At 71.5% G+C, this 22,581-nt stretch carries 21 protein-coding genes; 12 read left to right on the forward strand and 9 right to left on the reverse strand.

The window, feature by feature from the left end:
- Nucleotides 1-143: 143 nt before the first annotated feature.
- The 6 genes from AB0F56_RS00920 (at nucleotide 144) to AB0F56_RS00945 (ending at nucleotide 7,074) form a co-directional block, all read left to right on the forward strand.
- A complete protein-coding gene (locus AB0F56_RS00920) occupies nucleotides 144-1,295 on the forward strand; it encodes a CaiB/BaiF CoA-transferase family protein (RefSeq protein ID WP_362002619.1) in 1,152 nt (383 codons plus the stop codon).
- Nucleotides 1,292-2,434 carry an acyl-CoA dehydrogenase family protein gene (locus AB0F56_RS00925; protein ID WP_362002621.1) on the forward strand — a complete coding sequence of 381 codons (1,143 nt, stop codon included), beginning with the start codon at nucleotides 1,292-1,294 and terminating at the stop codon, nucleotides 2,432-2,434. Before AB0F56_RS00920 ends, AB0F56_RS00925 begins: the two co-directional genes overlap by 4 nt.
- Nucleotides 2,435-2,476: 42 nt before the next feature.
- Nucleotides 2,477-3,694 (forward strand): acetyl-CoA C-acetyltransferase, encoded by a 1,218-nt coding sequence (locus AB0F56_RS00930; RefSeq protein WP_362002622.1) that lies wholly within the window; start codon nucleotides 2,477-2,479, stop codon nucleotides 3,692-3,694.
- A 34-nt stretch (nucleotides 3,695-3,728) separates the two neighbouring features.
- Nucleotides 3,729-5,906, forward strand: a complete 2,178-nt coding sequence (locus AB0F56_RS00935) for a 3-hydroxyacyl-CoA dehydrogenase NAD-binding domain-containing protein (RefSeq protein WP_362002624.1) — start codon at nucleotides 3,729-3,731, stop codon at nucleotides 5,904-5,906.
- A gap of 146 nt (nucleotides 5,907-6,052) precedes the next feature.
- Entirely contained in the window at nucleotides 6,053-6,409 is a 357-nt protein-coding gene (locus AB0F56_RS00940; RefSeq protein ID WP_362002626.1) for a hypothetical protein, read from the forward strand.
- On the forward strand, nucleotides 6,406-7,074 hold the full coding sequence (locus tag AB0F56_RS00945) for a hypothetical protein (RefSeq protein WP_362002628.1): 669 nt from the start codon (nucleotides 6,406-6,408) through the stop codon (nucleotides 7,072-7,074). Before AB0F56_RS00940 ends, AB0F56_RS00945 begins: the two co-directional genes overlap by 4 nt.
- Here the strand turns inward: AB0F56_RS00945 and AB0F56_RS00950 are convergent.
- Nucleotides 7,071-7,829 carry a MerR family transcriptional regulator gene (locus AB0F56_RS00950; RefSeq protein ID WP_362002630.1) on the reverse strand — a complete coding sequence of 253 codons (759 nt, stop codon included), beginning with the start codon at nucleotides 7,827-7,829 and terminating at the stop codon, nucleotides 7,071-7,073. The two genes, AB0F56_RS00945 and AB0F56_RS00950, sit on opposite strands and share 4 nt — an antisense overlap.
- A gap of 359 nt (nucleotides 7,830-8,188) precedes the next feature.
- Here AB0F56_RS00950 and AB0F56_RS00955 point away from each other — a divergent pair, with 359 nt between their 5' ends.
- The 4 genes from AB0F56_RS00955 to AB0F56_RS00970 all read left to right on the forward strand — a co-directional run bounded on the left by AB0F56_RS00955 (nucleotide 8,189) and on the right by AB0F56_RS00970 (nucleotide 12,243).
- Nucleotides 8,189-9,781, forward strand: coding sequence for an MFS transporter (locus tag AB0F56_RS00955; protein WP_362002632.1), 1,593 nt, complete (start codon nucleotides 8,189-8,191; stop codon nucleotides 9,779-9,781).
- A gap of 31 nt (nucleotides 9,782-9,812) precedes the next feature.
- Nucleotides 9,813-10,301, forward strand: a complete 489-nt coding sequence (locus AB0F56_RS00960; protein ID WP_362002634.1) for a macro domain-containing protein — start codon at nucleotides 9,813-9,815, stop codon at nucleotides 10,299-10,301.
- Between the two features lie 86 nt (nucleotides 10,302-10,387).
- The gene (locus tag AB0F56_RS00965) at nucleotides 10,388-10,852 is read left to right on the forward strand and encodes a hypothetical protein (protein ID WP_362002636.1); all 465 of its coding nucleotides are present in this window, start codon (nucleotides 10,388-10,390) and stop codon (nucleotides 10,850-10,852) included.
- A 14-nt stretch (nucleotides 10,853-10,866) separates the two neighbouring features.
- Nucleotides 10,867-12,243, forward strand: coding sequence for a hypothetical protein (locus tag AB0F56_RS00970; RefSeq protein ID WP_362002637.1), 1,377 nt, complete (start codon nucleotides 10,867-10,869; stop codon nucleotides 12,241-12,243).
- Between the two features lie 18 nt (nucleotides 12,244-12,261).
- Here the strand turns inward: AB0F56_RS00970 and AB0F56_RS00975 are convergent, their stop codons facing one another.
- Both AB0F56_RS00975 and sph read right to left on the reverse strand, forming a co-directional pair.
- On the reverse strand, nucleotides 12,262-12,645 hold the full coding sequence (locus AB0F56_RS00975) for a VOC family protein (RefSeq protein ID WP_362002639.1): 384 nt from the start codon (nucleotides 12,643-12,645) through the stop codon (nucleotides 12,262-12,264).
- Between the two features lie 109 nt (nucleotides 12,646-12,754).
- Nucleotides 12,755-13,744 (reverse strand): sphingomyelin phosphodiesterase, encoded by a 990-nt coding sequence (gene sph, locus AB0F56_RS00980; RefSeq protein ID WP_362002640.1) that lies wholly within the window; start codon nucleotides 13,742-13,744, stop codon nucleotides 12,755-12,757.
- 181 nt (nucleotides 13,745-13,925) lie between these two features.
- On the opposite strand from sph, the gene AB0F56_RS00985 reads away from it, so the two are divergent.
- Together AB0F56_RS00985 and AB0F56_RS00990 are read left to right on the forward strand one after the other, a co-directional pair.
- The gene (locus AB0F56_RS00985; RefSeq protein ID WP_362002642.1) at nucleotides 13,926-14,414 is read left to right on the forward strand and encodes a hypothetical protein; all 489 of its coding nucleotides are present in this window, start codon (nucleotides 13,926-13,928) and stop codon (nucleotides 14,412-14,414) included.
- Nucleotides 14,415-14,565: 151 nt separating this feature from the next.
- Nucleotides 14,566-15,441: an oxygenase MpaB family protein gene (locus AB0F56_RS00990; protein WP_362002644.1), complete on the forward strand. Its 876-nt coding sequence runs from the start codon at nucleotides 14,566-14,568 to the stop codon at nucleotides 15,439-15,441.
- A gap of 3 nt (nucleotides 15,442-15,444) precedes the next feature.
- Here AB0F56_RS00990 and AB0F56_RS00995 read toward each other — a convergent pair whose 3' ends face one another.
- From AB0F56_RS00995 to AB0F56_RS01020, 6 genes are all read right to left on the reverse strand, one after another.
- Nucleotides 15,445-16,812 carry a GH1 family beta-glucosidase gene (locus AB0F56_RS00995; RefSeq protein ID WP_362002646.1) on the reverse strand — a complete coding sequence of 456 codons (1,368 nt, stop codon included), beginning with the start codon at nucleotides 16,810-16,812 and terminating at the stop codon, nucleotides 15,445-15,447.
- Between the two features lie 47 nt (nucleotides 16,813-16,859).
- Nucleotides 16,860-17,699, reverse strand: coding sequence for a carbohydrate ABC transporter permease (locus AB0F56_RS01000; RefSeq protein WP_362002647.1), 840 nt, complete (start codon nucleotides 17,697-17,699; stop codon nucleotides 16,860-16,862).
- Entirely contained in the window at nucleotides 17,696-18,553 is an 858-nt protein-coding gene (locus AB0F56_RS01005) for a sugar ABC transporter permease (protein ID WP_362003191.1), read from the reverse strand. The genes AB0F56_RS01000 and AB0F56_RS01005 overlap by 4 nt, the downstream gene beginning before the upstream one ends.
- A gap of 264 nt (nucleotides 18,554-18,817) precedes the next feature.
- Nucleotides 18,818-20,140, reverse strand: a complete 1,323-nt coding sequence (locus tag AB0F56_RS01010; protein ID WP_362002649.1) for an extracellular solute-binding protein — start codon at nucleotides 20,138-20,140, stop codon at nucleotides 18,818-18,820.
- 161 nt (nucleotides 20,141-20,301) lie between these two features.
- Nucleotides 20,302-21,327, reverse strand: coding sequence for a LacI family DNA-binding transcriptional regulator (locus tag AB0F56_RS01015; RefSeq protein ID WP_362002650.1), 1,026 nt, complete (start codon nucleotides 21,325-21,327; stop codon nucleotides 20,302-20,304).
- Nucleotides 21,328-21,481: 154 nt separating this feature from the next.
- Complete coding sequence (locus AB0F56_RS01020) at nucleotides 21,482-22,480, reverse strand: hypothetical protein (RefSeq protein ID WP_362002652.1); 999 nt, start codon at nucleotides 22,478-22,480, stop codon at nucleotides 21,482-21,484.
- Nucleotides 22,481-22,581 lie beyond the last annotated feature (101 nt).

A 22,581-nucleotide genomic window follows, 5' to 3' on the forward strand; every position in this document is an offset into this window, starting at 1 on the left:
GACCCTATCCGGCGCCGATCGGGGCCCGGCAGGTTCCGCGGCGAAATTCCAAGCGCTTGCTCGGCCTGGGGTCTTGTGCGGAGTGGAACACGTTCCTAGCATCACCGGTGTTACATCATTGGTGTCACATAGCTGGGGGCTCGATGGCGGCGACGACGGCGACGCACCGCACCACCTCGAACGGGCCGCTCTCCGGGGTGCGCGTGGTGGAGCTGGCGGGGATCGGGCCCGGGCCGTTCGCGGCCATGCTCCTCGCGGACCTCGGCGCCGATGTCGTACGCGTCGACCGGCCGGGCGGCCCCGGGCTCGGCATCGACCCCGCGTACGACCTCACCAACCGCAACAAGCGCTCCGCCCTCGTCGACCTCAAGGCCGACGGCGGCCCCGCGACCGTCCTCGACCTGGTCGAGCGGGCCGACATCCTGATCGAGGGCTACCGGCCCGGCGTCGCCGAACGCCTCGGCGTCGGCCCCGACGCCTGCCTCGCCCGCAACCCGAGGCTCGTCTACGGCCGGATGACCGGCTGGGGCCAGGACGGCCCCCTCGCCGCGACCGCGGGACACGACATCGCGTACCTCGCGATCACCGGCACCCTCGGGATGATCGGCCCCGACCCGGAGGGCCCGCCCACCGTCCCCGCCAACCTCGTCGGCGACTACGCGGGCGGTTCGCTCTACCTCGTCGTCGGCGTCCTCGCCGCGCTCCAGCACGCCCGCGCGCACGGCGAGGGCCAGGTCGTCGACGCCGCCATCGTCGACGGCTCCGCGCACCTCGCCACCATGATCCACGGCATGCTCGCGGCAGGCGGTTGGCAGGACCGGCGCGGCGTCAACCTGCTGGACGGCGGCTGCCCCTTCTACGGCACCTATGAGACCTCCGACGGCGGACACATGGCCGTCGGCGCCCTGGAGCAGCAGTTCTACGACGAGTTCGTCCGGCTCCTCGGCATCGAGGACCTCGCCCCCGCCCGCCGCGACTTCGGCCGCTGGGACGAACTCCGTGCCGCCGTCGCCGACCGCTTCCGTACCCGTACGAGAGACGAGTGGACGGCCGTCTTCGCGGGCAGCGACGCCTGCGTCGCCCCCGTGCTCTCGCTGCGCGAGGCCCCCGCCCACCCGCACCTCGCCGCCCGCGCCACCTTCGTCGAGCACGGGGGCCTCACCCAGCCGGCCCCCGCGCCCCGCTTCTCCGCCACCCCCGGGACCGTCCGTACCGGCCCCGCGCTGCCCGGTGCCGACACCGACGAGATCGCCCGCGACTGGGCCGTCCCCTCCCTGAAAGGCCAGGAAGCATGAAGCGCCAGCTCTACACCGCCGACCACGAGGACTTCCGCGCCACCGTCCGTACCTTCCTCGCCAAGGAGGTGCTGCCCCACTACGAGCAGTGGGAGAAGGACGGCATCGTCGCGCGCGAGGCCTGGCTCGCCGCCGGGCGCCAGGGGCTGCTCGGCCTGGCGGTGGACGAGGAGTACGGAGGCGGCGGCAACCCCGACTTCCGCTACAGCGCCGTCCTCGCCGAGGAGTTCACCCGGGCGGGCGCGCCCGGCATCGCCCTCGGTCTGCACAACGACATCATCGGCCCGTACCTCACCTCACTCGCCACCGAGGAGCAGAAGCGCCGCTGGCTGCCCGGCTTCTGCACGGGCGAGCTGATCACGGCGATAGCGATGACCGAGCCGGGCGCCGGCTCCGACCTCCAGGGCATCCGGACGAGCGCCGAGGACCGGGGCGACCACTGGGTGCTCAACGGCTCCAAGACCTTCATCTCCAACGGGATCCTCGCCGACCTGGTGATCGTGGTCGCGAGGACGACGCCCGAGGGCGGGGCGCACGGGCTCTCGCTGCTGGTGGTCGAGCGGGGCATGGAGGGGTTCGAGCGCGGCCGGAACCTGGACAAGATCGGCCAGAAGTCCCAGGACACCGCCGAACTCTTCTTCCACGACGTCCGCGTCCCCAAGGAGAACCTCCTCGGCGAGCTGAACGGCGCCTTCGTCCACCTCATGACCAACCTCGCCCAGGAGCGGATGGCCATCGCCGTGGCCGGCATCGCCGCCGCCGAACACCTCCTGGAGATCACCACCCGGTACGTGAAGGAGCGGGAGGCCTTCGGGCGGCCGCTGGCCAAGCTCCAGCACATCCGCTTCGAGATCGCCGAGATGGCGACCGAGTGCGCCGTCACCCGTACGTTCCTCGACCGGTGCATCGTCGATCACTCGAACGGGGAACTCGATGCCGTCCACGCCTCGATGGCCAAGTGGTGGGCGACCGAGCTGCAGAAGCGCGTCGCCGACCGGTGCCTCCAACTGCACGGCGGGTACGGCTACATGGCCGAGTTCCCGGTCGCCAGGGCGTTCACGGACGGCCGTATCCAGACCATCTACGGCGGCACGACCGAGATCATGAAGGAGATCATCGGACGTTCCCTGCTGGGCTGACTTCCCCTCCACCCTCATCGCTGAATCGTTGAAAGGCTGCTCGTGAGCACCGAAGCGTACGTGTACGACGCGATCCGCACCCCGCGCGGTCGGGGCAAGGCCAATGGCGCCCTGCACGGCACCAAGCCCATCGACCTGGTCGTCGGACTCATCCACGAACTCCAGGGCCGCTTCCCCGGCCTCGACCCGGCCGCCATCGACGACATCGTCCTCGGTGTCGTCGGCCCGGTCGGCGACCAGGGCTCCGACATCGCCCGGATCGCCGCCATCGCCGCCGGCCTGCCCGACACCGTCGCAGGCGTCCAGGAGAACCGCTTCTGTGCCTCCGGCCTCGAAGCCGTCAACATGGCCGCGATGAAGGTCCGCTCGGGCTGGGAGGAGCTGGTCCTCGCCGGTGGCGTCGAGTCCATGTCGCGCGTCCCGATGGCCTCCGACGGCGGCGCCTGGTTCGCCGACCCGATGACCAACTTCGAGACCGGCTTCGTGCCCCAGGGCATCGGCGCCGACCTCATCGCCACTATCGAGGGCTTCTCGCGCCGCGACGTCGACGAGTACGCCGCGCTCTCCCAGGAGCGCGCCGCGGCCGCCTGGAAGGACGGCCGCTTCGACCGCTCCGTCGTCCCCGTCACGGACCGGCGCAGCGGCCTGGTCGTCCTCGACCGCGACGAGCACATGCGCCCGGGCACCACCGCCGACTCGCTCGCCGCCCTCAAGCCCTCCTTCGCCGGCATCGGCGACATGGGCGGCTTCGACGCGGTCGCGCTGCAGAAGTACCACTGGGTGGAGAAGATCGACCACGTCCACCACGCCGGCAACTCCTCCGGCATCGTCGACGGCGCCTCGCTCGTCGCCATCGGCTCCCGCGCCGTCGGCGAGCGGTACGGTCTGACGCCCCGCGCCCGGATCGTCGCCGCGGCCGTCTCCGGCTCCGAGCCGACCATCATGCTCACCGGACCCGCGCCCGCGACCCGCAAGGCGCTCGCCAAGGCCGGTCTGACCATGGACGACATCGACCTGGTCGAGATCAACGAGGCCTTCGCGGGTGTCGTGCTCCGCTTCGTCAAGGACATGGGCATCAGCCTGGACAAGGTCAACGTCAACGGCGGCGCGATCGCGCTCGGCCATCCGCTGGGCGCCACCGGCGCGATGATCCTCGGCACCGTCGTCGACGAGCTGGAGCGCCAGGACAAGCGCTACGGCCTGGTGACGCTGTGCGTCGGCGGCGGCATGGGCGTCGCCACCATCGTCGAGCGCGTCTGACCGTCCGTCCCACCAGCCTTACGGAGAAGCAGCAATGAGCAGCCAGAGCACCACCATCCGCTGGGAGCAGGACGAGACCGGCGTCGTCACCCTCGTCCTCGACGACCCCAACCAGTCCGCGAACACCATGAACCAGGCGTTCAAGGACTCCATCGCGGCCATCGCCGACCGCGCGGAGGCCGAGAAGGACTCCATCCGCGGCATCATCTACACCTCCGCCAAGAAGACCTTCTTCGCGGGCGGCGACCTCAAGGACATGGTCCGGCTCCGCCCGGAGGACGCCCGGCTCGCCTTCGACACCGGTACGGAGATCAAGCGCTCCCTGCGCCGCATCGAGACCCTCGGCAAGCCCGTCGTCGCCGCGATCAACGGCGCGGCCCTCGGCGGCGGTTACGAGATCGCCCTCGCCTCCCAGCACCGCGTCGCGCTCGACGCCCCCGGCTCCAAGATCGGCCTGCCCGAGGTCACCCTCGGCCTCCTCCCGGCGGGCGGCGGCGTCACCCGCACCGTACGCCTCATGGGCATCGCCGACGCCCTCCTGAAGGTCCTTCTCCAGGGCACCCAGTACTCCCCGCAGCGCGCCCTGGAGAACGGCCTGGTCCACGAGGTCGCGGCCACGCCCGAGGAGATGCTCGCCAAGGCGCGCGCCTTCATCGACGCGAACCCCGAGTCGCAGCAGCCCTGGGACGTCAAGGGGTACAAGATCCCCGGCGGAACGCCGTCGAACCCGCGGTTCGCCGCCAATCTGCCGGCCTTCCCCGCCAACCTGAAGAAGCAGCTGAACGGTGCGCCCTACCCGGCCCCGCGCAACATCCTGGCCTGCGCCGTCGAGGGCTCCCAGGTCGACTTCGAGACCGCGCTGACCATCGAGGCCCGCTACTTCACCGAGCTGGTCACCGGCCAGACGGCGAAGAACATGATCCAGGCCTTCTTCTTCGACCTCCAGGCCGTCAACTCCGGCGCCAACCGCCCCCAGGGGATCGAGCCGCGCCGCGTCCGCAAGGTCGCCGTCCTCGGTGCGGGCATGATGGGCGCCGGCATCGCCTACTCCTGCGCCCGCGCCGGCATCGACGTCGTCCTCAAGGACGTCTCGGCGGAGTCCGCGGCGAAGGGCAAGGCGTACTCGGAGAAGCTCTGCGCCAAGGCCGTCTCCCGGGGCCGTACGACCCAGGCGAAGGCGGACGAACTCCTCGCCCGCATCACCCCGACGGCCGACCCGGCCGACCTCGCGGGCTGCGACGCCGTGATCGAGGCCGTCTTCGAGGACACCGCGCTCAAGCACAAGGTCTTCGAGGAGATCCAGGACGTCGTCGAGCCGGACGCGCTGCTCTGCTCCAACACCTCGACGCTGCCGATCACCGTCCTCGCCGAGGGGGTCTCCCGCCCGGAGGACTTCATCGGCCTGCACTTCTTCTCCCCGGTCGACAAGATGCCGCTCGTGGAGATCATCAAGGGCGAGCGCACCGGCGACGAGGCACTGGCCCGCGCCTTCGACCTCGTACGGCAGATCAAGAAGACCCCGATCGTCGTCAACGACTCGCGCGGCTTCTTCACCTCGCGCGTGATCGGCCAGTTCATCAACGAGGGCGTGGCCATGGTCGGCGAGGGCGTCGAACCCGCCTCGATCGAGCAGGCGGCGGCGCAGGCCGGCTACCCGGCCAAGGTCCTCTCCCTGATGGACGAGCTGACCCTCACGCTGCCGCGCAAGATCCGCAACGAGACGCGGCGCGCGGTCGAGGAGGCCGGCGGCACGTGGGCCGGCCACCCCTCGGACGCGGTCATCGACCGGATGGTCGACGAGTTCGGCCGTACGGGACGCAGCGGCGGCGCGGGCTTCTACACGTACGACGAGACCGGCAAGCGCGTCGGCCTCTGGCCGGGGCTGCGCGAGCACTTCGGGCGCCCGGACGTGGAGATCCCGTTCGAGGACATGAAGGAGCGGATGCTCTTCTCCGAGGCGCTGGACTCGGTCCGCTGCCTGGAGGAGAACGTCCTGACCTCGGTCGCCGACGCCAACATCGGCTCCATCATGGGCATCGGCTTCCCGGCGTGGACCGGAGGCGTGCTCCAGTACATCAACGGCTACGAGGGCGGCCTGCCCGGCTTCGTGGCACGCGCGCGTGAACTGGCGGAGAAGTACGGCGACCGCTTCCAGCCGCCGGCGCTGCTGGTGGAGAAGGCGGAGCGGGGCGAGGTCTTCACGGACGCGTGACGCCTGACGTTGCTCGGCTCGGCTGAACGGCCCCGCCGCGTCACCCCTCGATCATCCGATCGAGGGGCCGCGGCGGGGCCGTTGCGCGCGTGGCCGGGCCGGGTGCGCCGGGGCCGCTTACGCTCGCAGCCGATCAAGGAGGTCGGATGCGGGTGAAGACCCTGCGCTGGTTCCGTGGCGCCCTGCTCGTCGTGCTCGGCCTGCTGGGTGCCGTCGGGCTCGTCGGGTGCGACCCCGACAAGCCCGACCCCGCGGATACCCCGTCCCCGTCCGACGCGGTGTCCACCCCGCTCACGTCCTCGCCGACCGCGCAGCCGGAGCCGGCGGACACGGGGGATCCGTACGTTCCGCCTCCACCGCCGCCACCGACGGGGACCGGAGAGGACAACGGCGACCCGACCTCCGCCCCGAGCTTCGAGGACGGAACGACTCCGCCCCCGCAGCCCCCGTCGCCCGATGAGCCCCCGGCACCGGTCGAACCGCCCGATCCCGACGGCACATGAGCGAGCCGCCCCCGGACGAGCCGTCCGAGGAGGGAAGCGCCGATCCGTACCGCGCCACCGCGCTTCTCAGGACGGTCGTAGCGCAAGGCACGTTCATCGCCGCGCTCCTGTTCTACCTGGGGGCGATGTACATGAGCACGTTCTACTCGTACTTCCGCATCTCCCTCAGCACCCTCGACCTGGGCTTCGGGGAGCTGGTGACGCAGAGTCTGCGGCTGCTGAAGCTGGAGGTGTTGGTGGCCGCCGGGCTGATCGTGCTGGTCGTGGCAGCGCCCTGGGCTCGGGCCCGGACGTCCGGGCCCGAGCCGACCCGAACGGCCGCCAAGGCCGAGGCCATGGCCGCCCGCCTGTCCGTGCCGGTCGTGGCCGTCGGTGTGGTGCTGCTGGCCCTGTGGAGGCAGATCCAGCCGTACGGCTGGATCGCCCCCCTCGTCATCGCGCAGCTCTCCCTGCCCACCGGGACGGTCAGGAAGGAGGTCCTGGCGAGCGGGCTGCGCCATCGCTACCGCTACACCGGGCTGCGGCTGCTCCTCGAGCGCGACGGGCGGTACTACGTCGTCCCCGTGGGGTGGAACGTGGAGCGCGACGCGATGTACATCATCCAGGAGAGCGACACCGTCTGGATCGGCCTGACCCCCGGCACCCTTCCGAAGCTGCTCGGCTAGTCGGCCTCCTCCGCCGCCGGCTCCTCCGTACCGAACGCCTCCCGCAACTCCTCCCGCAGGGACCGCTGGAACGCGGTCACCAGGGCCTGGATCACCATCGGCTGCATGTGCGCGGAGAGCGACTTCATCGCGGCGACGTGGTCCGGGTCCTCGGCGCTCTCGCGGTACGGGTTCCACACCTCGTCCCGGAAGAGCCGGGAGAGCTCGTGGGCGGCGGCGCGGGCGTGTTCGAGCAGGACCGTACGGGAGGCGAGGATCGTCTCGTGCGCGATGGGGACGTCGAGGAGCTCGACCCCGAGTCGCAGCAGCGTGGCGTCCAGCCGGAAGACCTCCGGGTCGGAGCCCTTGTCGAGGACGCCCATCGCGGCGAGCCGGTCGACGTCCGCGTCGGCGAGCGCCCGCCCGGCGCGCCGCTCCAGTTCGCGCCGGGTGATCTCCTCGGCGGACTCGGGCGCCCAGGAGGCGACGAGCGCGCGGTGGACGGCGAGGTCCCGTGCGCTGAGGTCGGGCGGCAGCTGGTGCAGATACCGTTCGATGGCCGCGAGCGTCATTCCCTGCCGCTGAAGCTCTTCGATCAGCGCCAGCCGGGAGAGGTGGTCGGCTCCGTAGCGCCCGACCCGGCGCGGCCCGATGACCGGCGGCGGCAACAGCCCCTTGGTGCTGTAGAACCGTACGGTCCGCACGGTCACACCCGCCCGCGCGGCCAGCTCGTCGACGGTGAACGTCGACGCCTGCTCCTCGGTCTCGGTACCCATCGGAGACGCCTCGCTTCCGGTGCCGTGCCGTTCCCCTACGCCATCGGTGCAACAGTATTGCTGTCTCACCGGTGTTGTAAAAGCGTCAGGCGGCTTTGCCAGTGGCGCGATGCCCCGTGCGCGGCGTCGGCAGGGTCCGTTCCAGCCTGGCCCGATGCCCGACCTCGATTTCCGGCGCGAGGATCTTCGTCGTCGCCGGAGGACCCGAGGGAGGGGATGTCTGGTCCGTCGGCTTCTCCCCGGCCTGGTGGTCGTCGAAGACCTGAGGCCGCCGGCGACGGCGTCCGTACGCCGTTGCCGTCGTCGCGTGTGGGTGAGCCCGGCATGCAGGTGGGGCGGTCCAGGGTGATCATCCGTACATGGCAGGCACTTCCACATCCTCCGGTCCGGGCGCCGGCGCGGGCTCAGGGGCTCCGCGCCAGAATCTCGCCCTGGCGGCGATGCTCTTCGCGGTGTCCATGACGTTCATCGATCAGACCATCGTGTCGATCGCCGCGCCGAACATCACCTCCGAGCTCGGTCTCTCCGCGTCCGGGATGCAGTGGGTCGTCAATGCCTATCTGCTCGCCCTCGCCGCGTTCTTCGCGCTCGGCGGGCGGCTCTCCGACCTCTTCGGACACCGGCGGATCATGCTGGTGGGCACCGTGCTCTTCGTCGTCTCGTCGGTGCTGTGCGGCTGCGTTCCCGACGACGACTTCGCGCAGACGTGGCTCATCGTCTTCCGTGCCACCCAGGGCCTGGGCGCCGCCCTGATGTTCCCGGCGGCACTGGCCGTCGTCATCGCCGTGTTCCCCGTCGAACGACGCGGCCGGGCGCTGGCCCTGTTCTTCGGTCTTTCCGGCGCCCTGACCGCCCTCGGCCCCCTGCTGGGCGGCTGGCTCACCCAATGGACCTGGCGGGCGATCTTCTGGGTCAACGTGCCGGTCGCCGTCATCGCGATCGTGCTCACGGTGATGGCCCGGATCCCCGAGAGCCGGCGTCGGGAACGCCTCGACGTCGTCGGAGCCGTACTCGTCGCCGCCGGCATGGGGCTGAGCGTGCTGGGGTTCCAGCAGGCCTCCGCCTGGGGCTGGAGCAGCGTCGCGACCTGGGTCTGCGTCGTCGGCGGTCTGGCGGTCCTGGTGCTGTTCTTCGCGTACGAGCGGCGGACCGTGCACCCGTTGATCAACTTCGACGTCTTCCGGGACCGGGCCTTCACCGTCGACAACCTGGTGCTGTTCTTCGCGATGCTCGCGTTCGTCCCGGTGTTCTTCTTCGCGTCCGTCTACGCCCAGGTGTCGCTGAGCGCCTCGGCCAACCAGGCCGCGCTGTACCTGCTGTACTTCTTCCTCGGCTTCGGCATCGCCTCGCAGTGGGGCGGCAAGATCCTCGACAAGCGCGGCGCCCGCCCGGCGATGAAGATCGGCTGTGCGCTGGGTGCGGTCGGCTTCTACCTCTGGGCCCAGAAGCTGACCGACCTGTCGATGCACGACCAGTGGCCGTACGCGGCCATGGCGGGCGCCGGCATCGGGTTCCTGCTGGCCCCCGCCTCCACCGACGCGGTCAACCGCTCCATCGGCGCCTCGTACGGCGAGGTCACCGGCATCACCCAGACCGTCCGCAACTACGCGGCAGCCATCGGCATGGCCGTGCTCGGCACCATCCTGACCCACGTCTCGACGGACCGGATCACCACGACGCTCCAGCAGCGCGGCCTGCCGCCCGCCGAGGCGGAAGAGACGGCCCGCCATGTCGCGGAGGCCGTCACGGGCCACCCGGACGGCCAGGCCCCCACCGGCGACGGCCCGGTGGCGAAGGCCCTCCAAGGCGCCGGAGACGCCATTCGCATGGACTTCGCCGAGGCCAACCAGTGGGTCTTCTACGCCATGGCGATCGCCCTGGCCATCGCCTTCGTGTGCGCCCTCGCCCACCCCGGCACCCGGGTCACCAAAGAACAGCCGGCACAGAACTGAGACTGTCAGTGGTGACTCGTACCTTTGGAGCATGCCGGGGACGGGGATCACGTACGTACGGGGGGACGCCAGCGCGCCGCATGGCAAGGGCGTCAAGATCATCGCGCATGTCTGCAACGACCTGGGCGGCTGGGGCAAGGGGTTCGTCCTCGCGCTGTCGCGGCGCTGGCCCGAACCGGAGAAGGCCTACCGCGCCTGGCACCGGGAACGGGCGCGGAACGACTTCGGGCTCGGGGCGGCCCAGTTCGTCCAGGTCGAGCCCTACGTGTGGGTGGCCAACCTGGTGGGGCAGCGCGGGATACGGACCGGGCGGAGCAGTGGTGTGCCCGTGCGGTACGAGGCCATTGACGCGGGGCTCGCGCGGCTTGCCGTGAAGGCGGAGGAGTTGGGGGCCTCCGTGCACATGCCGCGGATCGGGTGCGGGCTTGCGGGTGGGAAGTGGGTGCTGGTCGAGCCGTTGGTGGTGGAGCGGCTGGTCGCACGGGGGATCGGGGTCACCGTGTACGACTTCGAGGCGTAGGCGGCGGCCCGCGCGGAGCCTGGCGTGTACCTGCCGCTAGAGTCACATGCTTGTTCGACCACGGGGTTTGCTGACAGGGGAGGGTCATGTACACGGAACTCAGGGAGACGGCCACGGAGTTGGCCGCGGTCCTGTGGCGGGAGCACACCGTGTACCGGGAGCGCGGGGGCGGCGTCGTGATCCGGGGGGAACACGTGGAGCGCTGGATCAGCCTTGCTCCGACCGGCGGCAGGAACCAGGCGCGGCTGCGTGCCGGCCGCCTCCTGGACGGCGGCACCACGGCACCGGCCCGCTCGGAGATCGTGGTCGACCTCTCCGTCGGTACGACCGAACTGGCCGCGGTCTGCCGCCGCCTGCTCGCCGACGTCGCCGCCGCGGAGACCCGGCCGCCCAGGGCCCGTACCGAGCGCCCTGCCAAGAACAAGGGCAGAAGCAAGGACCAGGCCCCTCGGCCCCGGAAGAGACGTCACACCGGCCTGGCCTCGTGGGCGGTGCTGATATGCGTCGCCGGTGTCGTCGGACTGTGGGCCTACAGCACCTTCGGCGGGTAGGCACCGTGGCCGTCGTGGAGAGGCAGCGCAGCTACGGCGGGGTGATGGTGGGCCAGCTGCTGCTCGCCGTCGTCCTGTGCGCTCCCGGCCCCATCGGGCTCGTCGTCGGAGGTGTCGCCTGGAGCCACGGGGAGGACTGGGCCTGGATCGCGCTCGCCGCCGGACTGGCCGTCTCGGCACCCATCCCCTTCATGGCCCGCACGACCGCACGCAGGCAGTTCCCCCGGATCACCCGCCGGGACACGGCCAAGGAGGAGGACGTCGTCCCGTACGGCGAGCACACCTTCGTCCTGTGGGCGCCGGAGTCCCCGCGGGGCCACCCGCAGGCACGGCTGGAGCGGGCGGACGTCCTGGAGGCCTCGCTCGTGCGGTACAGCCCCGAGGGCGAGGCGACCTTCACGACCTACTCGGGCACGTACACCCCCGACGAGTTCACGCCCCTGGTCCGTCTGACGCTGCGGGTGCGCGACGAGGAAGGGCCCGACGGCGCCGGGGAGTTCGAGGTCACGGACGAGTGGCGGGTGCCCTCCGTCTGTCTGTCGGCGGTCACCGCGGGCCGCCTGGCCGTCCTCGTCGACCCGGCCGGCAAGGTCACCCCGCTCTGGCCGCGCAGCACCCTGCTGGCGGGCACCAGGACCGGCAGGGTCATCGACCTCGAAGGCCGGACGACGGACATCACCCGGTTCACCGGGCGCCAGTTGCGGCAGATGCGGATCTCCCGGGACGTCGGCGGCATCGCGATGGCCGGCGACACGATCGACCTCCGCCGCCTCGACGCGGCCACGGCGGCGCGCTACACCGCCGTCGCCGAATGGGCCCGAACGTCTCCCGAGGAGCGCGCACCGGTGACCGAGCCGGGCGAGGAGTCCCGGTGGATCGTGGACAGCCTCCCGGGCGATCCGGCGGCCTTCGGCTCCGTCAGCAGGCGCTGGTCGCGCCGCGGCGGAGTCCTGGTCCGCGGCCGGTTCCTCAAGATGAGCCCGACGGACACCTTCCAGGACCACGGGCCGGTCCTCGACACGGTGCTGCGCATCCAGCCCGCCGACGGCACACCCCCGTTCGACGCCGCCCGCCGGCTGACCGTCCCCCTGAACTACCTCGCGGTCCTGCACCGCACCAAGGACGTCGTCCTGTACACGAGCCCGAACGGCGGCGCGTACGTCGTCGACTGGTCCCGCACCAACCTCCTCGCCGGCACCACCGAGGCCACGGTCATCACCCCCGACGGCCGGGAGCTCCCCCTCGCGGGCCGCCCCGACGCGATCTGGGCCCTGATGAACCTGCTGGCCTCCCACGGCCTCTCGACCCTCACCCCCGTCCTGGATCTCCGCCGGCACCGGATGCGCGCGGTGGCCGGGGCGGTGATGGACGCGCTCGCCGCCCGGCCCTAGCACTGGGCGCGCACGACGTCAGAGGGCCTGCAGTCGGGCCCGCAGGAGGCAGAACGCGTTGCCTTCCGGGTCCTCCAGGACGTGCCAGCTCTCCTCGCCGGTCTGGCCGACGTCGGCGGGCCTGGCACCGAGGGCGAGCAGGCGCTCCAGTTCGGCGTCCTGGTCCCGGTCGGTGGCGTTGACGTCGAAGTGCATCCGGCGCGCCCCGGTCCTGGGCTCGCTGCTCGGGCTGAGGACGAGCGTGGGCCGCGCGCCGCCGGTTCCGGCGTCCGGCGGCCCGATCTCGATGCTGCCGTCGTCCTCACGGACGAGCTCGACGTAGCCGAGCACCTCGCTCCAGAACGCGGCGAGCCGCTCGGGGTCCGCGCACTCGATGACCAGCTCACTGATGCGGCATGCCATGCCGGCGAGTGTAGGGACGCCGGCCCGGGGCTCAAGGACGGCTCGTCCTCGAGCCCCGGGCCGGTCGGGCAAGCTCGGACCAGGTCAAACAAGGTCGGACCGGATCAGGTCAGTACGCCGTCACCGGGTAGTGGTCCGACAGGTTCGTGTACGTGTACTGCGTGCCCCAGCTGGAGACCGTCCAGGGCGCGCTCTGCTCCAGGACCACGTTGTTGGTCCAGTTCGCCGGGCGCGCGTTGCCGGAGCGGAAGAGGACGTAGTCGAGGTCCTCGCGCGGGTCGTCCGGGTAGCGGTAGGAGGCGATCGAGTTCAGCTCGGTGTCGAAGGAGTACGGGTGACCCGTGCGCGCGTCCGCGCCCACCAGGCCCGCGTCGGCGAGCATCGTGCCGTACTCGGCGGTCCGCGAGTCGACGTTCATGTCGCCGGCCACGACGACCTGCTCGTTCGCCGGGATGTTCTTGCCGTCGAGGAAGGCGTCCATCGCCTTGAACTGGCGGCTGCGCATCTGCGCCGCCTCGCCCGCCGAGCAGCCCGGGTCCGTGGACTGGGCGTGCGTGCCGACGACGTGGACCTTGGTGCCGTTCACGTTGAGGACGGTGTAGACGAAGCCCTTGTTCGAGTACCAGTCCGCGCCGCAGGCGTCCTTGTAGACGTACTGCTCCTTGCGGACGATCGGCCACTTGCTGAGGATCGTCACGCCGCCGTCCTCGGGCGTCGTGGCGGAGTACGCCCCGCTGGTCGCGTCCCAGCCGCTCTTGCTGCGGCCCATGACGGGCGTCTGGTACGGGTACTGGGCGGACGAGTTCGCCTTGAGCGCGTCCGAGGAGGAGTTGTCGAAGGCCTCCTGGATCACGACCACGTCCTGGCCCTGGTAGAAGGACGCGGCGGGTATCGCCTTGGCCCGGTGGTCCTGGCCCCAGTTGGGGTAGAGCGTCTTGCTGAACAGGAAGGCGTTGTACGTGAGCACCTTCAGCCGGGGCGTCTCGGCGGCGGAGGCGGCGGACGCTCCGGGGGCGGTCGCGGCGAGCGTGGCGGCGGCGAGCGCGCCGGACACGGCGGCGCCGAGGAATCTGCGGTGGAGCGGGGCGAGCGGGGACACAGGATCTCCCGATTCTGAGTGGGGGTTCGACCGGCGACGCACATGCAATCAGCCCTAGTTACCTTCCGGTAGCCGTTGGATGCCGGGAATCTTGCGGGCCCGGCACGAACATGCCAACTCTGCCGTCAACTCTCGTCCTGATGCCTGAATTGTCGCTTCTTGGACCAGGTAAGATGCGCGCATGACCCTCGCGCAGAATTCGACGATCTTCGACATGGACCTCGGTCCGCTCAACCCCGTCACGGCTGAGCTGATCCTTGGCGTGGTGCTGTTCGCCCTGACCTTCCTGATCCTGGCCAAGGGCATCCTGCCGAAGATCAACCGCACCCTCGCTCAGCGCGAGGACGCCATCGCGGGTGGCGAAGACCGCGCCGAAGGCCTTCGTGCCCAGGCCGCGGAGATCCGCGAGCAGTACGAGGCCGAGCTGGCCGAGGCGCGCCACGAGGCCGCCCGCATCCGTTCGCAGGCCACCGAGGAGGGCGCCGCCGCCATCGCCGCCGCCCGTGCCGAGGGCACCCGCGAGCGCGAGGCCATCCTCGCCGCCGGTACCGCCAGCATCGCCGCCGAGCGCGAGTCCGCCGAGCGCGAGCTCAACCAGGACGTCGAGGCCTGGGCCCGCGCCCTGGCCGGCCGCATCGTCGGCGAGCCGGTCGGCGCCGACCGCGCCTGACGCACAGCGCCGTACTGCACCACGCAGCACCGCACCACGTGATCGGGGCCGCGCCCCGGGCCGATGCCCGGGACGCGGCCCCGATTCTTTGCGCCCTTTGCCGGAAAGGCCCGGAACGGGGCAGGCTGAGTACGTGAGAGGAACCGCCCGCATGACCGCACCGCACCCGGCCGAGACGCCCCAGCCGCCGCCCGCCGGCGGTGTCCTCTGGAGCGTCGCCGGGGACGTCCGGGGGCTCCTCATGCTGCCCGCCGCCCTCGCCCTCCAGGTCGCCCACCCCGCCGTCGGCGCGGGCGTCGACGAGCACTCCGTCTTCCGCACCGACCCCTGGGGCCGGGGCGAGCGCTCCCTGCGCTCCGTACAGCTCTGGGTGTACGGCGGCGAGGCCGCGGCCGAGGAGGGGCGCCGGCTCCGCAGACTCCACCGGGACATCCAGGGCGTCGACGCCCACGGCCGCCGCTACCACGCGCTCACCCCGGCCCACTACTCCTGGGTGCACGCCACCGGCTTCCCCGTCTACCACCACGGCCTGCGCCTGCTGTACCGCCCGCTCACCGAGGCCCAGGAACGGCAGCTCTACGCCGAGTGGCTCCAGGTCGGCCGCATCCTCGGCATCCACGACCGGGACATGCCCCAGACGGTCGAGGAGTTCTGGCCGTACTTCCGCAAGAGGCTCGGCGAGCTGGAGGCCACCGCCGTCCTGCGCGAGCTGACCGCCGTCGACCAGCCCGTCCCGCCGCCCGACCGGGGCCCGCTGCCGCTGCGGCTGCTGCTCAGGCTCCTGTGGCCGGTGCTCCTTCCCCGCCTCGCCCGCTTCCGCGCCTTCGTCACCGTCGGCCTGATGCCCCCGGAAGCCCGCGAGGCCATCGGTCTGGAGTGGACCGACGAGCAGGAGCGCCGGCTCCGCCGCTTCGCCCGGGTCGTACGGGCCGTGGTGCCCGTACTCCCCGAACGGCTGCGCTACCTCCCCCTCGCCCGAAAAGCGCGCCAGGAGGCCCGGCGCCAAGCCGCGTCCGCCCTGCGCTAGCGCTCAGGGCGCCAGGCGCCCGCGCTTGATCACCTGCGCGTACCAGCGCGCGCTGTCCTTCGGCGTACGGCGCTGGCTCGCGAAGTCCACGTGCACGATCCCGAACCGCTTGCCGTAGCCGTACGCCCACTCGAAGTTGTCCAGGAGCGACCAGAGGAAGTACCCGCGCAGGTCGACACCGTCGGCGAGCGCGCGGTGGGCGGCCGCCAGGTGCGCGTCGAGGTACGCCACCCGCTCGGGGTCGTGGACCTGGCCCTCCGGGTCGGCGTAGTCGTCGTAGGCCGCGCCGTTCTCGGTGATCAGGAGCGGCACCCCGGGCAGCTCGTCCCGGAGCCGGACCAGCAGCTCGTACAGCCCGTCCGCGTCCACCGGCCAGTCCATCGCCGTACGCGGCCCCGGCGCGGGCTCGAACCGCACCCGGCCCGGCGCGCCGGGGTACGGCGACGGTGACTCCGAGACACCGGCGCCCACGATGGTGGGCGTGTAGTAGTTGATGCCGAGCGAGTCGATCGGGGTGGAGGTCACGTCCAGATCGCCGTCCCGGACGAAGGACCAGTCCGTGATCTCCGCCGTGTCCTCGACCAGGTCGGCCGGGAGGCGGCCGTGGAAGACCGGGTCGAGGAAGATCCGGTTGGCGACGGCGTCGATGCGGCGGGCCGCGTCCGCGTCCTCGGGGGAGGAGGACAGCGGCCTGATCGAGTGCAGGTTGAGGGTCAGCGAGAGCTCGGCCGAGGCGGGCACGGCCGCGCGCAGCGCCTGGGCGGCCAGGCCGTGGGCCAGGTTGAGGTGGTGGGCGGCGCGCAGCGCGGCCGCGTCGTCGGTACGGCCCGGGGCGTGCACCCCGGAGCCGTAACCGAGGAAGGCCGCGCACCAGGGCTCGTTGAGGGTCGTCCAGGTGGTGATCCGGTCGCCGAGCGCCTCGGCGGCGAGCCCCGCGTACTCGGCGAAGCGTTCCGCCGTCACCCGCTCCGGCCAGCCGCCCGCGTCCTCGAGCTCCTGGGGCAGGTCCCAGTGGTAGAGCGTGGCGACCGGCCGGATACCGGCGTCGAGCAGCTCGTCCGCCAGGCCCCGGTAGAAGTCGAGACCCTTCTGGACGGCCGGGCCGCGCCCGGTCGGCTGGACCCTGGACCAGGAGAGGGAGAAGCGGTAGTCGGTGAGGCCGAGGTCCTTCATCAGGGCCACGTCCTCACGGACCCGGTGGTAGTGGTCGGCGGCGATGTCACCGGTGTCGCCGTTGCGCACCTTGCCCGGCGTACGGCTGAAGGTGTCCCAGATGGACGGGGTGCGGCCGTCCTCGGTGGCGGCCCCCTCGATCTGGTAGGCGGCGGTGGCCGCGCCCCAGCGGAAGCCGTCAGGGAAGAGAGCGTTCATGGAGGGAGAACTCCTGTGAGAGGAAGAGGGTACGGTCGGCCACCTGCTCAGCCCTTGACGGCGCCCTGCATGATGCCGCCGACGATCTGCCGGCCGAGCAGGCCGAAGACGAGCAGCACGGGCAGCGTGCCGAGCAGGGTGCCGGCCATGATCACGGACTGGTCGTGGACATAGCCGCCGCCGAGCTGGCGGAGGGCGACCTGCACGGTCGGCTCCTGCGAGGACAGCGCGATGATCGGCCAGAAGAAGTCGTTCCAGGCGGCCATGAAGGTGAGCAGCCCCAGCACCGCCATGCCAGGCCGGGCCACGGGCACCACGATCGACCAGAAGATCCGCGCCGAGGACGCCCCGTCGACCCGGGCCGCCTCGATCAGCTCGTCGGGCAGCGACTGCACCAGGAACTGGCGCATGAAGAACACCCCGAAGGCCGAGACCAGACCGGGCAGGATCACGGACTGCAGCTGGTTCACCCAGCCCAGTTCGGCGATGAGCATGAAGAGCGGGATCACCCCGAGCTGCGGCGGGATCATCATCGTGCCGACGGTGATCGCGAGCAGCGCTCCCCGGCCCCGGAAGCGCAGCTTGGCGAAGGCGAACCCGGCCAGGGTGCAGCAGAGCACGGTGCCGACGGTGATGGAGCCGGAGACGATGAGCGAGTTGAACAGGGCCTTGCCGATGTCCGCCTCCTCCATCACCGCCTCGAAGTTGCGCATCAGGTTCGGCCCCGGCAGCAGCGTCGGCGGCACCTGCGCGAGGTCGGCGTTGGAACGGCTGGCGGCGACGATCGTCCAGTAGAACGGGAAGGCCGAGACGAGGACGGCGAGGATCAGGACGGCGTACGTGACCCGGCCCCCGCGCCCGGTACGGCCGGCGACACGGGTGGTCACGCGCGGCTCTCCTTCCGTGAACGGCGCCGCACGATCAGGGCGTTGACCCCGACGAGGACGAGAATGAGCAGGAACATCAGCCACGCGATGGCGGCGGCGCGGCCGAGATGGAAGAAGCCCCAGCCCTGTTCGTAGAGGTAGAGCCCGAGCGTCTGGTACTGGTGCGAGATGCCGCCCGAGATCGACCCCTCGAAGAGCAGGGGCTCACCGAAGAGCTGGGTCGCGCCGATCGTGGAGACGACGGTGGTGAAGACGATCGTGGGACGCAGTCCGGGCAGGGTGACGTGGAAGAACTGCCGCCAGCGCGAGGCCCCGTCCATCTCCGCCGCCTCGTACAGCTCGGAGGGGATGGACTGCATGCCCGCGAGGTAGATCAGCGCGTTGTAGCCGGTCCAGCGCCAGACGACGATCGAGGAGACCGCGATCTGCGAGGCGACCGTGTTGTTCTGCCAGTCGACGGGGTCGAAACCGACCAGCGAGAGCGCGTAGTTGACGAGTCCGTAGTCGTGCCCGAAGAGCTGGGCGAAGACGAGGGTGGCGGCGGCGACGGAGGTCGCGTAGGGCAGGAGCATCGCCGTACGGAAGAACGTCCGGCCACGGAGCTTGTAGTTGAGCAGATGGGCGAGGCCGAGCGCCATGGCGAGCTGCGGGACGGTGGACAGGACCCCGATGGTGAACGTGTTGCGGAGCGCGGTCCAGAAGAACTCGTCGGTGAGCAGCGCCGTGTAGTTGCCGAAGCCGCGCCACTCCATGTCGCCGGGGGTCTGCAGTTCGACCCGGTAGAGGGAGACGAACGCGGTGTAGAGCAGCGGGAAGAGGCCGAAGGCCGCGAACAGGGTGAAGAACGGGGCGATGTAGGCGTAGGGGACGAGCGCGGACCGTCTGCGGCGGCGCGCCGGTCCGGCGGGCCGGGCCGACGGCGGGACGGGTGCCGCCGTCGGCCCGGAGGCGGTCAGGGTCACGGTGCGGCCCTTCGGGTCGGATGAGCGGGTGCGATTCCTGCGGGTACGGAGGGGTGGGGGCGGTGGGCCGGGAGCCGGGCCGCCGCCGGGGTGCTGGAACCCCGGGCGCGGCGCCGGCCGCCTGGAGGCCGGAAGCCCGGCCCCCACCCCCGCGCGTCATCCGACCGCGTTCTCGACACCCTTCTGGGCGTTGGACCACGCCTTCTCGGGCGAGGTGCCCTTGCGCTCGACCTCGCTCAGCGCGTTGGTGATCTGGTCGGCGACGTTCTTGTCGTGGACCCCGAGCACCTGCACCGGGGCGGCCTTGGCCGCGTCGCCGAAGATCTGCCCGATCGGGGCGCCGGAGAAGTACGGGTCCGTCGCCGTCGCGACCTTGGAGATGGCGCCGGTCGAGGACGGGAAGTTGCCCTGCTTCGTGAAGAGCGTGGCCTGCTGCTCGGGGGCGGTGAGCCACTTGATCAGCTCGTACGCCTCCTTCTTGTGCTTCGCCGCGCGCGGTACGGAGAGGTACGAACCGCCCCAGTTCCCGGCGCCGCCGGGCAGCTTGGCGATGTCCCACTTGCCCTTGCCCGCGTCACCGGCCTGGCCCTTGATGTAGCCGAGCATCCACGCGGGGCAGGGGAGCGTCGCGAAGGAGCCGGTGGAGAAGGCCTGGTTCCACTGCGGGGACCACTGGTCCAGCTTGGCGCTCAGCCCGTCCTGCGCGGCCTTCGTCGAGGCGTCCCAGGCGGACTTCACGGCGGGGCTCTCGGCGTAGATGAGCTTCCCGGACGCGTCGTAGTACCGCTCCTTCTCCTGGCCGATCATGACCGCGTACAAGCTGCCGACGCTGTCCACCCAGGCGCTCTTGGCCGGGGCCTTGGCCTTGTACTGCTTGCCGAGCTCCAGATAGCCGTCCCAGGTGGCCCACTTCTGAGCCAACTCGGTGCGGTCCGTGGGGAGTCCGGCCTGCTTGAAGAGGTCGGTGCGGTAGCACATGGCCTCCGGGCCGACGTCCGTGCCGAGGCCGAGGACCTTGCCGTCCTTGGTGGTCGCGGCGGACCACTTGGCGTCGGCGAACTCGCCCTTCAGCGCGTCCGCGCCGTACTTCGTCAGGTCCTCGAACTTGTCGGCCTGCTGCTGGGTGACGGAGGCGATCCGGCCGACCTCGATGCCCTGGACATCGGCGAGCCCGCCCCCGCCGGCCAGCCGGGTCTGGAGCGACTTCCAGTAGTCCTGCTCGTCCTCGGTGTCGCTCTGCTTGATCGTCACATTGGGGTGGAGCTTCTCGTACGCGGCGTAGAGCCCGGCCTCCTTGTAGCCGAACGAGCCGAAGAGGTCGACGGTGATCGTGACCTTTCCGCCCGCGCCGTCGGACGTGTCGTCGGATCCACCGGATCCGCAGGCGGCGAGCAGGGCCCCGGTGAGGACGACCGCGCCGATCCGTACGGCTGTGGTCCGTACGGCGGTCGTTCTGGCGGCTCGGGCAGGGGTGCGCATGGGAAGCCTCCGTCTTGAGAGCGCTCTCAGGAATGCGTCTGGAGCGTGCCTCCCAGGCCAGGTTCCCGTCAAGAGTCGAACGCGTAACAGCTCAGCCTACGCCGTGACTTGTCCGCGCTCTTCAGGAGCCGTACACCGCGAGATCCGACGGGCCGGAAGGCTCAGGCGGAGGCGCGGCGGACCAGTTCGGTGGTGGTGATCACGGGCTCGGGCACGCCCGTACCGTCGAGGGTGCCCATGAGCAGCCGTACCATCAACCGGCCCATGCCCTCGATGTCCTGACGGACCGTCGTGAGCGGCGGATCGGTCGCCTCGGCCACCTGGAGCATGTCGTCGAAGCCGACGAGCGCCACGTCGTCCGGGACGCGCCGGCCGTGTTCGCGCAGCACGCGCAGCGCGCCCGAGGCCATCAGGTCGTTGGCGGCGAAGACGGCGTCCAGATCGGGGCGCCGGCGCAGGAGTTCGGCCATCGCGCGCGCGCCGCTCTCCTCCGTGAACGCCCCCTCGGCCACCAGCTCCGGTCCGGATTCCGGCAGTTCGTCACGGTATCCGGCGAGCCGGTCGAGCGACGAGGTCTGGTCTCCGGGGCCGGTGATGTGCGCGATGCTGCGGCGCCCGAGCGCGCGCAGATGGCGCACGGCGTCCCGGGCCCCGCCCCGGTTGTCGCAGTCGACGTACGGCACCGTGGGGTCGCCGACGGCCGTCCAGCCGGGGCGTCCGCCGAAGACAGTCGGCACCTGGGCGCGCCGGACGATCTCCGGGAGCTTGTCGTCGGTGTGCAGCGAGAAGGCGAGCGCCCCGTCGACGTGCCCGCCGCCGAGGTACCGCGCGATCCGCTCGTGGTCGCCCGGACCCTCCAGCCAGAGCAGGACCAACTGTGCGTCGTGGGCGGTCAGTTCGCGGCTGATTCCGCGTACCTGCTGCTCGAAGAACGGGTCGGAGAAGATCCGGAACTCGGGCTCGGCGATGATCACGGCGACGGCCCCGTTGCGCCGGGTCACGAGGCTCCGTGCGGCGTGGTTGGGGACGTAGCCGAGCTCGGCGACGGCCTCGCGCACCTTCTCCGCGAGCGCCTCGCGGACCCCGGCGCCGCCGTTGACGACCCGGGAGACCGTCGCCCGGGACACCCCGGCGCGCTCGGCCACGGCTTCCAGGGTCGGGCGCGTCCCGGACGTCGTTTCGCTCAAAGCTGGCTCCCCACGGGCACGATGCTGCGACGGTGCTGACAGCGTCGAGGGTAACCCCTGGTGGAGCGGGCGAGGGAGGAGATCGAAAGCGCTCTCAGACGGGCGGGGATCAGGCAGACGGGGATCAGGCCGGCTGGTCCGAGCCGGGCCGCGCTCATGCGGGCCGGCTCAGCGCGCGTCGCAGCACGTCCACGTCCGGCAGTGCGCGGTGGCGGTGGTGGGCCGCCGCGACCTCGGCGAGCGCGGGGCGGCCGAGCTCCCGGTACGCGACGGCCAGCAGCTCGCTCGCGTACGCCTCGTGCTCCGCCCGGCCGTACGACGCGCGGTGCAGGTCCCGCCCGAGCACCAGCGCCTCCGCCGGATCCCCGGACACCGCCCGCCGAAGCGCCTCGTCGCGCGCCGCACGGGCCGCATCGGCGTCGTCGAGGAGGTCCTCCATGAAGGTGCCGAAGCGATGGACGTCGGCCGCGCCGTGCGGCGGACGGTCGAGGACCGTCGCCCCGGTAACCAGAGCCCCCGCGCCGTCCATGGTCGTGATCCGAGCGGTGTCGACGGGCGGCCGCCGGTACACGTACGCCTCGGAGTAGGCGAGTCCCGTCTCCGTGCGCTCCCCGGTCTCGAAGCCGGTCAGGACCGCCCGCAGCCGCCCCAGGTCGGTGAGGCGGGCGAGCTCCGCCTCGTCCCCGTCGGCCGCGTAGTCGGCGAGGTCGCGCTCCGCCCCCTCGATCCGGGCCCGTACGGCCTCCAGCGGGGTGCGGTGGCACCGCTCGATCCCGTCGCCGTCGTTGGTGTAGTACGAGGCGACTCCGTCGCACAAGCGTCCGTCGTCCGACCAGAGCCCGAAGTGCAGGCCGTCGGTGCCACCGTGCAGGAACGTGAGGAACTCCGGCGGATCGCGGTAGTACCGCCCGTGTACCCGGATGTCGAGACCTTCGCGGGGGAGCGCCGACGGGTCCGCGAAGAGGTCCATCACGCCGTACGGCGCGAGCCCCAGGTCCCTCAGCGCCCGCTGCTCGACGGGTCCGAGCGCGGCGAGGAAGTCGGCGAACCGGAAGAAGGAGTCCGGCAGCTCGAGCCCCCACTCCGCGCCGACCCGCCGCGCGACGGCCTCCCGCACCTCCGGGTCCCCGTACCGCTCCGTCTCCACTGCCACCGCCCGCTCCCGCCTGCCGTTCCGTACGGCCGGTGAGCCTACTCGCGGCACACGGACGCGCCCCGCGCCCACCCCTGGGGGCGGCGCGGGGCGCGTACGCG

This window comes from Streptomyces sp. NPDC026092 (genome assembly GCF_040638605.1).
GTDB lineage: Bacteria > Actinomycetota > Actinomycetes > Streptomycetales > Streptomycetaceae > Streptomyces.

What these genes read in the sequence shown, in the direction of transcription:
- AB0F56_RS00920 (WP_362002619.1), top strand. Translation starts at nt 144, where the DNA reads ATGGCGGCGACGACGGCGACGCACCGCACCACCTCGAACGGGCCGCTC.
- AB0F56_RS00925 (WP_362002621.1), top strand. Translation starts at nt 1,292, where the DNA reads ATGAAGCGCCAGCTCTACACCGCCGACCACGAGGACTTCCGCGCCACC.
- AB0F56_RS00935 (WP_362002624.1), top strand. Translation starts at nt 3,729, where the DNA reads ATGAGCAGCCAGAGCACCACCATCCGCTGGGAGCAGGACGAGACCGGC.
- AB0F56_RS00940 (WP_362002626.1), top strand. Translation starts at nt 6,053, where the DNA reads ATGCGGGTGAAGACCCTGCGCTGGTTCCGTGGCGCCCTGCTCGTCGTG.
- AB0F56_RS00945 (WP_362002628.1), top strand. Translation starts at nt 6,406, where the DNA reads ATGAGCGAGCCGCCCCCGGACGAGCCGTCCGAGGAGGGAAGCGCCGAT.
- AB0F56_RS00950 (WP_362002630.1), bottom strand. Translation starts at nt 7,829, where the DNA reads ATGGGTACCGAGACCGAGGAGCAGGCGTCGACGTTCACCGTCGACGAG.
- AB0F56_RS00955 (WP_362002632.1), top strand. Translation starts at nt 8,189, where the DNA reads ATGGCAGGCACTTCCACATCCTCCGGTCCGGGCGCCGGCGCGGGCTCA.
- AB0F56_RS00960 (WP_362002634.1), top strand. Translation starts at nt 9,813, where the DNA reads ATGCCGGGGACGGGGATCACGTACGTACGGGGGGACGCCAGCGCGCCG.
- AB0F56_RS00965 (WP_362002636.1), top strand. Translation starts at nt 10,388, where the DNA reads ATGTACACGGAACTCAGGGAGACGGCCACGGAGTTGGCCGCGGTCCTG.
- AB0F56_RS00975 (WP_362002639.1), bottom strand. Translation starts at nt 12,645, where the DNA reads ATGGCATGCCGCATCAGTGAGCTGGTCATCGAGTGCGCGGACCCCGAG.
- AB0F56_RS00985 (WP_362002642.1), top strand. Translation starts at nt 13,926, where the DNA reads ATGACCCTCGCGCAGAATTCGACGATCTTCGACATGGACCTCGGTCCG.
- AB0F56_RS00990 (WP_362002644.1), top strand. Translation starts at nt 14,566, where the DNA reads ATGACCGCACCGCACCCGGCCGAGACGCCCCAGCCGCCGCCCGCCGGC.
- AB0F56_RS00995 (WP_362002646.1), bottom strand. Translation starts at nt 16,812, where the DNA reads ATGAACGCTCTCTTCCCTGACGGCTTCCGCTGGGGCGCGGCCACCGCC.
- AB0F56_RS01010 (WP_362002649.1), bottom strand. Translation starts at nt 20,140, where the DNA reads ATGCGCACCCCTGCCCGAGCCGCCAGAACGACCGCCGTACGGACCACA.